12 protein-coding genes are annotated in these 12,617 nt (G+C 65.3%); 1 reads left to right on the top strand and 11 read right to left on the bottom strand.

What is annotated here, in order from left to right; genetic code table 11:
* Nucleotides 1-177 precede the first annotated feature (177 nt).
* The 5 genes from AC1DY5_RS22155 to AC1DY5_RS22135 all read right to left on the bottom strand — a co-directional run bounded on the left by AC1DY5_RS22155 (nt 178) and on the right by AC1DY5_RS22135 (nt 4,420).
* Complete coding sequence (locus AC1DY5_RS22155; RefSeq protein WP_478114804.1) at nt 178-600, bottom strand: hypothetical protein; 423 nt, start codon at nt 598-600, stop codon at nt 178-180.
* A complete protein-coding gene (locus AC1DY5_RS22150; RefSeq protein WP_478114802.1) occupies nt 593-973 on the bottom strand; it encodes a phage holin family protein in 381 nt (126 codons plus the stop codon). Before AC1DY5_RS22150 ends, AC1DY5_RS22155 begins: the two co-directional genes overlap by 8 nt.
* Entirely contained in the window at nt 970-1,092 is a 123-nt protein-coding gene (locus AC1DY5_RS22145) for a hypothetical protein (RefSeq protein WP_478114800.1), read from the bottom strand. The genes AC1DY5_RS22150 and AC1DY5_RS22145 overlap by 4 nt, the downstream gene beginning before the upstream one ends.
* A 330-nt stretch (nt 1,093-1,422) precedes the next feature.
* Entirely contained in the window at nt 1,423-3,447 is a 2,025-nt protein-coding gene (locus AC1DY5_RS22140) for a 4-oxalomesaconate tautomerase (protein WP_478114798.1), read from the bottom strand.
* 1 nt (nt 3,448) lies between these two features.
* Nucleotides 3,449-4,420 (bottom strand): Bug family tripartite tricarboxylate transporter substrate binding protein, encoded by a 972-nt coding sequence (locus AC1DY5_RS22135; protein ID WP_478114796.1) that lies wholly within the window; start codon nt 4,418-4,420, stop codon nt 3,449-3,451.
* Nucleotides 4,421-4,578: 158 nt separating this feature from the next.
* Between AC1DY5_RS22135 and AC1DY5_RS22130 the strand changes: the two genes are divergently transcribed.
* Entirely contained in the window at nt 4,579-5,508 is a 930-nt protein-coding gene (locus tag AC1DY5_RS22130; protein ID WP_478114794.1) for a LysR family transcriptional regulator, read from the top strand.
* Between the two features lie 31 nt (nt 5,509-5,539).
* Here the strand turns inward: AC1DY5_RS22130 and dctA are convergent, their stop codons facing one another.
* From dctA to AC1DY5_RS22100, 6 genes are all read right to left on the bottom strand, one after another.
* Nucleotides 5,540-6,874: a C4-dicarboxylate transporter DctA gene (dctA, locus tag AC1DY5_RS22125; RefSeq protein WP_478114792.1), complete on the bottom strand. Its 1,335-nt coding sequence runs from the start codon at nt 6,872-6,874 to the stop codon at nt 5,540-5,542.
* Nucleotides 6,875-6,956: 82 nt separating this feature from the next.
* Complete coding sequence (locus AC1DY5_RS22120; protein WP_478114791.1) at nt 6,957-8,303, bottom strand: class-II fumarase/aspartase family protein; 1,347 nt, start codon at nt 8,301-8,303, stop codon at nt 6,957-6,959.
* 45 nt (nt 8,304-8,348) lie between these two features.
* A complete protein-coding gene (locus tag AC1DY5_RS22115; RefSeq protein WP_478114789.1) occupies nt 8,349-9,179 on the bottom strand; it encodes an HpcH/HpaI aldolase/citrate lyase family protein in 831 nt (276 codons plus the stop codon).
* 10 nt (nt 9,180-9,189) lie between these two features.
* Nucleotides 9,190-10,380: a CaiB/BaiF CoA transferase family protein gene (locus AC1DY5_RS22110; RefSeq protein ID WP_478114787.1), complete on the bottom strand. Its 1,191-nt coding sequence runs from the start codon at nt 10,378-10,380 to the stop codon at nt 9,190-9,192.
* Between the two features lie 32 nt (nt 10,381-10,412).
* Nucleotides 10,413-11,273 carry an HTD2 family dehydratase gene (locus AC1DY5_RS22105; protein ID WP_478114785.1) on the bottom strand — a complete coding sequence of 287 codons (861 nt, stop codon included), beginning with the start codon at nt 11,271-11,273 and terminating at the stop codon, nt 10,413-10,415.
* 451 nt (nt 11,274-11,724) lie between these two features.
* Nucleotides 11,725-12,114, bottom strand: a complete 390-nt coding sequence (locus tag AC1DY5_RS22100; RefSeq protein ID WP_478114784.1) for a hypothetical protein — start codon at nt 12,112-12,114, stop codon at nt 11,725-11,727.
* Between the last annotated feature and the right edge of the window lie 503 nt (nt 12,115-12,617).

The following is a 12,617-nucleotide window of genomic DNA, read 5'->3' as shown; positions in this document are numbered from 1 at the left end:
AACTGGTACGCCCGCGACATAAAGATCCGCCTCGGCATAATGAAACAGGGGCGCGCCTATCTCGCGGCCTTGATCCATGGCGATCCACAGGTCGTGAGCCTGAGCCGGACTTCGGTCAAGGAATGGTGGGCGACCACCTTCCCGGACAAATAGCCCGGGTCAGTCGCCCGCGAACGCTCAGGCGCGCGGCGTCTTGAGCGCCTTGGTACCGAGCGGTGCCAGCGTCTTGACGACCAGGCCGGCGATCGTCATCGCCGAAAGAAAGCGCCACGGCTTCAGGAGCACGAGCAGCGCGCCCGCACCCGCGCCGTAGCCGACGAGGCGGCCGGGGTGCTGCCGGCCGTAGCTCTCCAGCAGCGGACGGGCCAGTTCGACGGCGTTGCGCGCGGGATGATGCCGCCACCACCTGGACAGGGGCGGCACGAGGCGCGTTGGCCCAACCTGCGTCGGGGCCGGCTCCGCGGGATCGGCCCGCAGCGGCTCGATGCGGTCGTCCCCGGAGGCGTTCAGAACTTCCTGGTAGCCCATGGCGGCGAGCAGTTGGGCGCGCGACAGCGCGAGATTCATCTTGGCGGTGAGTGGACCTTCGTTGTCAGTCATCCTCATTCTCCCTTCGTACTTGGCGAAGAAGGTCCAGGTCGGCTTCGACCTGTTCCCGGACATCCTCCGCCTTGGCTTGTACAGCCGCGCGCGTGGCTTCCACGGCGCAGACGGCGAGGCTTAGCCACGCGACGCCCGGCACGGCAACGAGCGCCCAGTGGAAGCCCTGGAGCGCGCCGAGCATGAAGGCTGTCGCGCTCAGGCCCAGGGCCAGCAGCAGCGACACGCCCGCCATCACACCGGCAAACGCCTTCCGCATCAGCGCCCGCTTCGAGGCCGTGAGCTCTGCGCGAATGAGTTGCGCGTGATTCGCCAAGTGTCGCGCCAGCAGGTCAGGCCGCCGGAGGACGGCCGCGAAAATCGGATGGATCACGAGAAATCGTCCCCGCGCCGGCCGGGCAGGAGCGCCATCGACAGGCCCGAGAATCCGGCGGCGTTGAGCGCGCCAGCGGCGTAGCGCTTCTGGTTCATCTGTTCAATTTCCGCTTTCATGCCTGCTCCTATCCATCGAATGAACGCGTCGCACCATGCAGGTTGATCTCCTGGGCGGCTTCTGATGTGTGAGGCCTGTGCGAGATCCGCTGTAGGGCAAGAACGAGGGGCGTTCGCACGCGGCCGCGCGCGCGGCTCGAAACCTTCAGGCCGGCGAGGCACTCGGCAGTCATCGCGACGAAGAAACAGAGGACGTGCGCTTGCGCGAAGCGCCCCCATGGGCCCGATCAAGCCTCGTCCGCCTGCAAAGCTGCGTTCTGGCGTTGACGGAAACGGGCGTGGAGGAGGGCGGGCCGTCCTTCGATCCCAGCACCTTCATGTGCGCCACGGTCAATCCAGCGCGAAGGTGCGCAACTCTTTCGGCGCAATCTCGGCCTGAGCCACGACTTGGCGCCAACGGGCCAGATCTGTCTGCATCCTTTTCGCAAGCGCATCGGCGCCTCCCGGCTCGGCGCGCGCGCCATGGTTTTCGAAGCGTTTGACAACCTCCGGATCGGCTAGTGCCTCGTTGAGCGCACGATTGAGGCAATCGATGGCTGCGAGGGGGGTACCGGCCGGCGCGAACAGCCCATACCATTGCACGACATCCACCCCCGTGACGCCCAGCTCTGCGAGGGTCGGCACGCCAGGAAGGGCCTCCAGGCGCTTCGGTCCTACCACTGCCAAGGCACGCAGTTGTCCCGCACGGATGAAAGGGTATGCCGTGAACAGGCTGGGAAACATGACCTGCGACCGGCCACTGACGGTGTCGGCAATAGCCGGTGCGGCCCCCTCGAAAGTCGCGCTGGCCATCGACGTTCCGCTGCTGAGCTGAAACAGTTCGGCCGCGAAGTGCGGCGGCGTCCCATCGCCGGCGGATGCGTAGCTGAAACAGCGAGGCGCGTCCTTGAGCCGAGCGATGAGCGTGTGCAGGTCGGGGGCGCCCTTTTCCGGATGGGTGACCATCAAGGTCGGCGAAGAACCGACGAGCCCGACCGGCTCGAAATCGCCCACCGGGTCGTAGCCCAGCCTTTGCAGGGCTGGGTTCATCGCGTGCGTTCCGACGTAGCCGAGCATCAATGTGTGGCCGTCCGGCGCGGCGCGCGCCACGTACTCGCTGGCGATGGCGCCGTTCGCCCCGGCCCGGTTGTCGACCACCACATCCTGGCCGAGCAGCGGCCCCAACTTGGCGGCGATGATGCGAGCCATCGTGTCGTTGCCGCCTCCGGCGCGCGTCGGCACGATGAGGGTCAGGGCTCTGCGCGGAAAAATTGACGACCCGGCGTCTCGTGGTTCTGGAGGTGAAAAAACGTAATCGGGCAGATGCAGTTCGCCCTGCATGATCTTTCGCGCCGTGCGAACGAGGGCGGCACGCTCCACGGTCGCGGCGTCTGCGCTACCCTTCAACTCGACTTCGACGTCGATCTGGCCGGCGGGATGCAGCACGATCAGCTTGTGGCGTCCCGGTCCGCGCGCCGCCCCGCTCGCGACCGTTCCCGGCAAGGCAAACGCGCTGGCGACGCCGATGGCTCCCGTCACGGCATGCGATGCATGGCATTTGCGCGGCGTGAAGTAGCGGGAGCCGATGCTGTTATTCGACTCACCCGTGCTGACCAGCACCGGCTTTGGAATGACGCTGTTGGAGACGTCGCCGAGGCCCATCCTGCGGCCAGCCTCCAGGCGAAGGCTCTCCAGTCGCTCGAGGAGCGTAGTGTTCGCGTCGAGCGCTGCTGGTTTCTCGCGCCCCGTGACGCGGAGATCGCCGGCGCGCACGATCATCAGCGGCATGGCCGCGTCGATGCAGGTCACTTGGATGCCGTCGATCGTGTCGATTCGCTTGCCTGTTGGAAACACCTTCCCGGTGACTGCACCCCACGCATCGAGGAAGTTGAGCAGTATGGGCGCCGCCGTGCCGGCCACACCATCGATGCGCGCATCGCCTTCATAAGTCACGCGGCCGCCGGGTGTTCGCACAGTCACGTCGATGCGCGAACCAGTGTTGACGTTGTAAACGCGAACATTGGTGGTCCCTTCCGTCGGAGAAATCAACCCCTGCTCGATCGCGAAAGGCGCAACGCCGGAGAGCATGTTTCCGCAGTTCGGCCGCGTGTCGACCGATCGGTGGCCGACGCCTACCTGCGCGAAGAGATAGTCGATGTCGCAGCCCGGCTGCGACGAGCGCGACACGATGGCGACCTTGCTGTTCAACGTGCTGCCGCCGCCCACGCCGTCGAGCTGCAGCGGGTCGGAGGCACCGATGGCGCCGATCAGCGCCTGGTCACGGGCCTCGTCGCCTTCGGGCAGCCACTCGCGCAGGAAGAAAGGGCCGCGCGATGTTCCGGCGCGCATCAGCACGCAAGGGATGGACCGGCTCATCTCAATCCGCGGTGATCTTGGCCGCTTGGACCACCTTCTTCCACTTGACCTGCTCCTGCGCCACATAGGTGCGCATCTGGTCGGTCGTCATGGTTGAGACTTCGGCACCGTGGTCCTCGAGTCGCTTGATCACGCTCTTGTCGGCCAGCACCTCGTTGAGCACCTTGTTGAGCTGTTCGATCACCGGCTTGGGCGTCTTCGCCGGCGCAAAGATGCCGTACCACTGCGAGACGTCGACGTCGGCGATGCCCTGCTCCTGGAGCGTGGGTACGTCGGGCATGAGCGTCGAGCGCTTGGTGCCTGCAACGCCCACTGCCTTCAGCTTGCCGGCCTTGACGTACGGCATGGCCGTGAAGAGGCTGGGAAACATCACCTGCGTCTGGCCTCCGATGGTGTCGGTGATGGCCGGTGCGGAGCCCTTGTAGGGCACGTGCAGCATGCTGGTGCCCGTCGAAAGCTTGAACATCTCGGCCGCGAAGTGCGGCGCGGTGCCGTTGCCGGCCGAGGCGTAGCTGGTCTTGTCCGGAGCGGCCTTGAGCATCCCCACGACTTCCTTCGCGTTGCCGGCCTTGACTGCCGGATTGAGCACCATCAGCGTTGCCGAGGACCCGACCATGCCGACGGGCTCGAAATCCTTCACCGGGTCGTAGCGAAGCTTTTGCAATGCCGGGTTCATTGCATGGGTTGCGATGTAGCCCAGCATGAGCGTGTAGCCGTCGGGAGCAGCCCGCATCACGTACTCGCTGGCGATGGCGCCGTTGGCGCCGGCCTTGTTATCGACGATGACGGGCTGCTTGAGGATGGCCGACATGGCCTGGCCGATGACGCGCGCCATGGCGTCGTTGGCACCTCCCGCCGCCGTCGGGACCACGAGGGTGATCGACTTTTCAGGAAAGGCGGCGGCTGCGCTGCCGCAGGCCAAGGACGCCGCCAGCGCGGCGGCGCCAACGAGGCGAATCTTCTGGAACTTCAATTTGTCTACTCCGGTGGATGGTCGAAAACTGGTTGCTTGGGAGGCTCTTGTTTGGCCGTGATCGAATGTTCCGCTCTCTGAAGCGTTCTGTGAATTGCATGTTTAGGATCGATTGATGCACACTGTCGATCAGTGACACTGCTCGGGAGCCCTGCGCCATGGCCATCAACTTCAATCTCAACGATCTGCAGGCGTTCCGGGCGGTGGCCGAGCTCAACARCTTCCGAAAGGCCGCCGAGGCGCTGCATGTGTCGCAGCCGGCATTCAGCCGACGCATCGAAAAGCTCGAGGAGGCCCTTGGCGTGCGACTGCTCGACCGCACCACCCGGCGCGTGAGCCTGACCTCGGTCGGACGCGACTTCGATCGCAAGGTGCAGCAGCTCCTGGACGACCTCGACCACACGCTGTTGGGAATCCGCGGCGTGGCGGCCACGCGCATGGGCGAGGTGACGATCGCCTGCGTGCCCTCGACCGTCTACTACTTCCTGTCGCAGGTGATCTCGCGCTACCACGAGCGCTACCCGAAGATCCGGGTCAAGGTCTTCGACGCCAGCGCCAACGAGGTGCTGTCGGCTGTGTCGCGCGGCGAGGCCGACTTCGGGCTCAACTTCGTCGGCGGCAAGGAGCCGGACATCGAATTCAAGCCCTTGCTGGAGGAGCGCTTCGTCGCGGCTTGCAGGCGCGACCATCCGCTCGCCAGGAAGCGCCGCGTGAGCTGGTCCGAACTGGCGCAGTACGACTACATCTCGGTCAGCAAGGCGTCGGGCAACCGGCTGCTTCTGGACCAGGCGCTTTCGGGCCTGGCCGGGCGTCCGCAGAGCATCTACGAGACCCAGCACGTCACGACGATGCTCGGCCTGGTGGAGGCGGGCCTCGGCGTCGCAGCGGTGCCCTCGATCGCCATGCCGGACGCGGACCATCCGCTGCTCGTGAGCGTTCCGCTCTACGACCCGGTGATCACCCGCAAGATCGGCCTCATCCGGCGCAAGGGCCGGACCCTGTCCCCGGCCGCGCAGCAGCTTTACGCCTTCTTCTCCGAGATGAAGGCAAAGCGCGGCAAGCCCGAAGGCCGCCGCGCGGTGAGTTGAACGGGCCGTGCTCCAAGCCCGGCGCTCGGTGTCAGTGCGCCGGGCCAGCGTGGCCGAGCGGCGCAGGGAAGTCGCCGGAACCCTCTTCGAGATCATGCTCGGTGTTGGCGTAGTTCGCGGCCAGTTCGCGCCGCAGCACGTCCCGGTCGCACGCGTTTTCCCAGATCGAGACCACGATGCAGGCCACTGCGTTGCTGATGGTGCTGGTGAGCGCCCGCGCCTCGGACATGAAGCGATCGATGCCGACGATCAGCGCCACGCCGGCCACGGGCAGGTCAGGCATGACCGTGAGCGTGGCAACCAGGGCGACGAAGCCACTGCCCGTGACCCCCGCTGCCCCCTTGGACGTGAGCAGCATGATGCCCAGCATCGAGGCGATCTGTAGCCAGGACAGATGGATGTCGCAGGCCTGGGCGATGAACATCGACGCCAGCGTGAGGTAGATGGCCGTGCCGTCGAGATTGAACGAATAGCCGGTCGGAAGAACGAGGCCGACCACGCCCTTCTTGCAGCCGAGGCGCTCCAGCTTGAGCAATAGGCGCGGCAGCACCGGCTCGCTGGACGAGGTGCCGAGCACGACCAGCAACTCTTCCTTGATGTAGCGCATCAGTTGCCACAGCTTGAAGCCGTGCAATCGCGAGAGCACACCGAGCACCACGACGACAAAGAAGATGCAGGCCACATAGAAGGTCCCGATCAGCAAGCCGAGCGAGCCGATCGACTTGATGCCGTAACGCCCGACGGTGAATGCCATCGCGCCGAATGCACCGATCGGCGCCAGCCGCATGATGATGCCGAAGGCCGCGAAGAGCATGTGCGAGAAGCCTTCGACGCCCTCGAGCACGGGCTTGGCCGCTGTTCCGATGCGGGTGAGCCCGAATCCGCAGAGCACGGCCAACAGCAGCACCGGCAGCACCTCGCCCTCGGCGAAGGCGCCGACGAAGGCGTTCGGGATGATGTGCATGACGAAGTCGGTAAAACCGTGGATATGCACCTGGTTCGCGAAGCGGGTCGCCACGGAGGCGTCGAGGTTCTTCGGATCGATGTGCATGCCGGCGCCCGGTTGCATCAGGAACACGGTGACCAGGCCCGTGATGAGCGCGAGAATCGTCAGGGCGTAGAAGAGGCCCATAGCCTTCAGCAGCGTTTTGCCGATTTCCTTCGAATCACCTAGCGAGGTGATGCCGGTGACGATGGTGCAGAACACCACCGGGGCGATCATCATCTTGACCAGCTTGACGAAGCCGTCGCCGAGCGGCTTGAGGCTGGCGCCGAAGTCTGGCCAATAGTGGCCTACGGTGATGCCGAGGATCAGGCCGATCAGGACCTGTACGTAGAGCAGTTTCAGGAGTTTGCGGATGTTCACGACGTTGTCTCCGGTTTTGAGAGGCGCACAGATGCGTACCGGTCTGCGCCGGTTCGGTCGGAAGCGTGGAGCGGGGACGGACTCAGCGGCGCGCGCCGAGCACCCGATCGACCATGACGCCGGCTTGGCCGAGGTTGTTGGCCGGGTCACACATTGCGTCGAGCTGGGCTCGAGTGACGTGCTTGTTGATCTCCGGGTGGGCGGCCAGGATCTCGATCAACGGCCGGTTGTCGGCGAGTGCCTGACGACACAGGTCATACACCAGGTCATGGGCATATTCACGGCCAATGTACGGGCCCAGGCCCATCATCACGGCCTCGGACATCACAAGCCCGTTGGTGATATCGATGTTGGCGCGCATTCGGGTGGCGTCGACCTCCAGCCCCTTGAGGATGAACTTGGTCTGCTTCAATGCGCCTGACATCAGGCAGAAGATCTCCGGGAGCGACACCCACTCGATTTCCCAGGGACCGGTCGAGCGCTCGTGGTCGGCCACCATCGCATCCATCAGCGCGGCGGCATGCTGGCGGGCGACCGAGATGTTGGCGTGGATGTAGAGGCAGGAGATCGGATTGCGCTTTTGCGGCATGGTCGACGACGAGCCCCGGCCCGGTGCGAAGGGCTCGAAGACCTCCGCCACTTCGGTCTGCATCATCAGCTTGACATCCATCGCGATCTTGCCCAGCGAGCCGCCAACCAGGCCCAGGAAGGCTCCGACCTCCGCGATGGTGTCGCGCACCGTGTGCCACGAGATCAGCGGCTGGGCCAGGCCCAGTTCCTTCATCAGTCCGGCCTGGGTTTCCATCGCGCCCTTCTCGAGCGAAGACAACGTGCCCGACGCACCGCCGAACTCGCCCATCAGGACGCGTGGCTTGAGCTGTTGCAGGCGCTCGCGGTGGCGATCGATGCCAGCCAGGATGCTCGCCATCTTGTAGCCGAAGGTGATCGGCGTGGCCTGCTGCAGGTTGGAACGGCCGATGACCGGCGTGTCACGGTACTTCTTCGCCAGGGCGGCGAGCGCATCCCCGATCTCGTCCAGATCCTGCTCGACAAGAACGAGGCTTTCGCGCATCTGCAGCACGGCGGCCGTGTCGGTGATGTCCTGCGTCGTGGCGCCCCAATGGCAATACTCGCCGAGCTTGTCGCGGCAGTTCGCATTGATCTGGTTGACCACGGCAATGATGGGGTAGCCGATCTGCTCGGTCTTGGCTTTTAACTTGGCCCAGTCGATCTGCGACAGGTTGCAGTTGCGAACGATCTCATCCGCGGCTTCCTTCGGGATGATGCCGAGTTCGCCCTGCACCTTCGCGAGGGCGCGCTCGATGTCCAGGTACTTGGCGGTGCGATTCTCGTCGGACCAGACATCGCGCATGCGTGCGTCGCTGAACATGTCGCCGAAGATGCGTGAGTCGATGATGGTGGAAGCCATGGTGGGTTGTCTCTTTCTGCGGTGGAAGTTGGGGAATGAGGTCTGTCAGTCGCGGGCCAGGGCCAGCGTGCGTTGTGCCTGGAGGACGACGGGCCGGTCGACCATGCGTCCGTTGAGCCGGGCGGCGCCGGGCGACGCGGCGTCGGCAACCAGGACGCGCCGAGCCCAATCCAGTGCCTCCGCGCTCGGACGCAGCGCGGCGTGGATCGGCTGGACCTGGCGCGGGTGGATACATAGCTTGGCGCCGAAGCCAAACCGTCGAGCCTCCGCAAGATCCGACAGCAACTGTGCCTCGTCGTCGAGTTGCGGCGTGACGCCTGCTACCGGTGCCGGCAGGCCGGCCAGGCGCGAAGCGATCGCAATGCGGCCGGCTGCATAACCAAGGCCGGAGGCGTCCGTGGAGATGTCCATGTCGAGGTCGAGTGCGAAATCGAGCGTGCCGAACACCAGGCGCTGCGCGCCGGCGGCCGCAATGCGGTCCACGTCAGCCGCACCGCGTGCGCTTTCGATGAGCGCGAGGATGCCGGCATGCGGCAATGCTGCCTGGGTCTCGGCGATCTGCGCGGCCGACTCGGCCTTGGGCAAGAGCACGCTGATCCCGGGCGCGTCGCGCAATGCCGCGAGGTCGGCGGCAAACCAGGGCGAGCGGGCGTCGTTGATACGCACCACGATACGCGAACGGTCTGCGGGCGTTGCACCCTGCAGCCATGTCGCGATAGCGCTGCGTGCATTGGCCTTGTCGTCGCCGGCCACGGCATCCTCGAGGTCGAGCACGACCTTGTCGGCACCGCTGGCCAGCGCTTTGTCGAAACGTTCTGGGCGGGTGCCGGGCACGAAGAGGTAGGTCCGGGCAGGAGGCATCAATTCGGCGGGCATGACAGCGACCTCAGACGGCTTTGGACGTGTGCAGGCCGGCGATCTCGGCCGCGCTGTAGCCGAGCTCGGACAGAATGGCGTCGGTGTGCTCGCCGAGTGCAGGCACCGGATCCATACGCGGGCCGGTGTTCCAGGTGCCGGGAGGCAGCATGGCGGGCACCGGCCCCATGGCCGTTCCGACCTCGGTCCAGCGGCCGCGCGCCTCGAGTTGCGGATGCGCCCAGACTTCCTTCATGGTGTTGACCTGGGCATTGGCGATCTGCGCGAGTTCGAGTCGCTCGACCACCTGCCTGCCGGTCAGCGGCGTGAAGGCGTCCACGATGATCTGGCGCAGCGCGACCCGCTCCGCCACACGCTTGAAGTTGGCGCTAAAGCGCGGATCCTTCGCGAGCTCGGGTTGCTGCAGCACCTTGTCGCAGAAGCTGACCCATTCGCGCTCGTTCTGCAAGCCCAGCATCACGGTGCTGCCGTCGCCGGCAGGGAACGGGCCGTACGGATAGATCGTCGCGTGGCTGGCGCCGGTACGCGGCGGCGGCGCGGCGCCTTCGAAGGCGTAGTAGAGCGGGTAGCTGGTCCACTCGGCCAGCGACTCCAGCATCGAGATGTCGATGCGTTGCCCCTTGCCGGTCTGGCCGCGCTGCAGCAGCGCCGCGAGAATGTTGCTGTAGGCGTACATGCCGGCGGCGATGTCCGCGATCGAGGGGCCCGCCTTGCAGGGCTCTTCGGGCGTACCTGTGACCGAGACGAAGCCGGCCTCGCTTTGAATCAACAGGTCGTAGGCCTTCTTGTCGCGGTAGGGGCCGGGATTGTGCGGGTCGTCCCCGTAGCCGGAAATATCGCAAACGATCAGGCCCGGCTTGACGCCGGAAAGCTTGTTGTAGCCAAGGCCGAGGCGCGTTGCGGCGCCCGGTGCCAGGTTCTGCACGACGACGTCGGCCTTCTCCATGACCAACCGTTCGAGCACCTGGGCTGCATCGGGGTGTTTCACGTCGAGCGTGAGGCTTTCCTTGGAGCGGTTGGTCCAGACGAAGTGCGACGCGAGGCCGCGAACGCGTTCGTCGTAGCCGCGGGCGAAGTCGCCCGAACCGGGGCGCTCGATCTTGATGACGCGGGCACCGAGGTCCGCCAACTGGCGAGTGGCGAAGGGCGCGGCAATCGCGTGCTCCAGCGTGACGACGGTGATGCCCTTGAGTGGCTGCATGGGTTAGTCTCTCTTGATGTCGTGGTGGTGGATCAGCGCAGCACGGCGGTGGCGTCCATCGTCAGCCACCCCTCCTGGTCCGAGGCCCAGAGGTGGATCGATTTGCCGTCGGCCTGCGGTTGACCGCTGACATGAAACGCGTTGAGGTCGAAAGTCGGGCGGAGCGCCTTGAAGCGAAAGCTCGCGACGTCGGCATCGGGCAGCTGGCGGCGCAGCAGGTCCATCAGCAGTGTCGCGATCAGCGGTCCGTGCACGATCAGGCCCGGGTAGCCTTCGACCTGCGTCACATACTGGCGGTCGTAGTGGATGCGGTGGCCATTGAACGTGAGCGCCGAGTAGCGGAACAGCAGCACGTCGTCCGGGACGATCCGGCGGCCCCAGGCGGCCTCGGCCGGCGCGGCCTGGGGCGGCGGCACGACATCGTCCGGGCCCTGGGCTTCGCGGTAGACGATGTCGTGGAACTCGACCAGCGCCGGCTCGGCGGCCTCGTTGCAGCGCACCTCGTGACGCACCTTCACGAACACGAGCGTGCCGGTGCGGCCTTCCTTCGTCGTAACGTCATCGATGGTCGAGGTTCGCGCCACACGGTCGCCGACGCGGATCGGCGAACGGAACTCGAACTGGCTGCCGGCCCACATGCGCCGGGGCAGCGGAACCGGCGGCAGGAAGCCGCCGCGCCTCGCATGGCCGTCGGCGCCGATTTCGCTCTGCCGATGCATCGGCAGGAAGTACAGCCAATGCCAGAGTGGCGGAAGCGGGGTGCCGGCGCCTACCGGCGTCGCCTGATGATCCAGAGTCGCCGTCAGTGCCACGATGGGCGTGGGGTAGATGGTGTCTTCGAATCTTTCGCTGCGCCCGATCCACGATTGCAGCTGATCTCGCTGTGCGTCCACTGTCGTCTCCTTCGTTCACTGCACCAAACGGCAGCAGTTGTGGGGAGTGAGTTTGCGACGCAGGATGGCTTAGGGGAATTGCAATGTTTGGGCCTATTGATGCATGCAGTGCAATAAACCGGGCCAGCCAAGAACGGCGTTCGTCGGACTATTGCGAAGAATGCGGAAAGACCGATGCTTGTGGCATTGGTGAGGCGGGGTTTCCTGTGCAGGGCTGCCGTCGTCCCACAGCCGCCTGCTAAATCCCTCCCGCAGCGGTACCGTGCGGGTGTGGCGCGTCCAGCGGGGTCGAGAACAGTGTCTCACGCAGCCCATGCGTTCTTGGATTCGCGAAGTATCGAATCTGTTTTGCGCGGTTGCGAAGTACCTTGCTTTCTTTCTTGCGACGGCAAATCTGGGACCACAAGAGCAGCCGTCCAGAGACAAACGGCGCGCGTGGCCGGTATCAGTTTTACTTTCTTCTACGTGGGATGCCCCGGAAATGTCGGGCTCGATCGACAAGACTGATCATCTGTGCTGCCCCATCGACCGTCAGATGATGGCGAGTGAACCCTGGCCTCGGAGCAATATAGGCTGCCATTTCGCGAGCAAGCTCGAGCTGCCGATCAGACGCCGCTGCCAGGAGCGCGATCACCAAGTTCTCCAGCGCGATCACGCGGATGTGGAGCTGTACCAGCTCGGCATTGGTCAACGGTGGAACGTCGGTCGGCACTTCCCCCGGGATCGAGCCCTCTTGCCGGCGGTCGGGCGCCGCGCCACCCCTGCTTTCTGATCTCGAAAGCGCCTTTTCGCGCTGGAGCTGGTGGGGAAGATCCAGGGAGTCCGGCTTTCGTTCAAGCATGAGTGCCCTCCTCGGTGTTTCAAGCCGCGACCGTAAAGCGTTGTTCCGTGCCTTGTCAACAACTCAACACACCGCTGTGGTTTCGATAGGGCGCATCCGTGCCTCCGGCGCCGTTCCGATGGGCAGCCGGTGCCGGACGGGAAACGCGACGGAGCCCTTTGTTGCCAACCGTGAAAGGCTGCCCGGGTTCGCCATCGTCGAAATAAGGGTTGACTCGCCCCCCGCCAAGCGGCATTGGGTGGTCCGGACAGGGACAGGGTCTTGACGATGTCCCCCGCCGTCTCGCCCTTGGCGAGCTAGGGCACGAAGTGACGGAAGCGATATGGGTCGCCGCTGAAATGCGGCCAGGCGTCGCTTACGCGCAATCCAACCTTGCCGTTGACAGAAGGGCCACTTCAGCGCGCGAGCACCGCTCTCGCGCGCGCCACCACGTTGTCGACCGTGAAGCCGTACCTCTCGAGAAGTACCTGCAGGGGCGCCGAGGCACCGAAGCGGTCTATGCC

This window comes from Variovorax sp. P4_D9, from assembly GCF_056401695.1.
The sequence above is the reverse complement of the archived record's forward strand: the minus strand, read 5'-3'. Positions and strand labels throughout refer to the sequence as shown.

What these genes read in the sequence shown, in the direction of transcription:
- AC1DY5_RS22155 (WP_478114804.1), bottom strand. Translation starts at nt 600, where the DNA reads ATGACTGACAACGAAGGTCCACTCACCGCCAAGATGAATCTCGCGCTG.
- AC1DY5_RS22145 (WP_478114800.1), bottom strand. Translation starts at nt 1,092, where the DNA reads ATGAAAGCGGAAATTGAACAGATGAACCAGAAGCGCTACGCCGCTGGC.
- AC1DY5_RS22140 (WP_478114798.1), bottom strand. Translation starts at nt 3,447, where the DNA reads ATGAGCCGGTCCATCCCTTGCGTGCTGATGCGCGCCGGAACATCGCGC.
- AC1DY5_RS22120 (WP_478114791.1), bottom strand. Translation starts at nt 8,303, where the DNA reads ATGGCTTCCACCATCATCGACTCACGCATCTTCGGCGACATGTTCAGC.
- AC1DY5_RS22115 (WP_478114789.1), bottom strand. Translation starts at nt 9,179, where the DNA reads ATGCCCGCCGAATTGATGCCTCCTGCCCGGACCTACCTCTTCGTGCCC.
- AC1DY5_RS22110 (WP_478114787.1), bottom strand. Translation starts at nt 10,380, where the DNA reads ATGCAGCCACTCAAGGGCATCACCGTCGTCACGCTGGAGCACGCGATT.
- AC1DY5_RS22100 (WP_478114784.1), bottom strand. Translation starts at nt 12,114, where the DNA reads ATGCTTGAACGAAAGCCGGACTCCCTGGATCTTCCCCACCAGCTCCAG.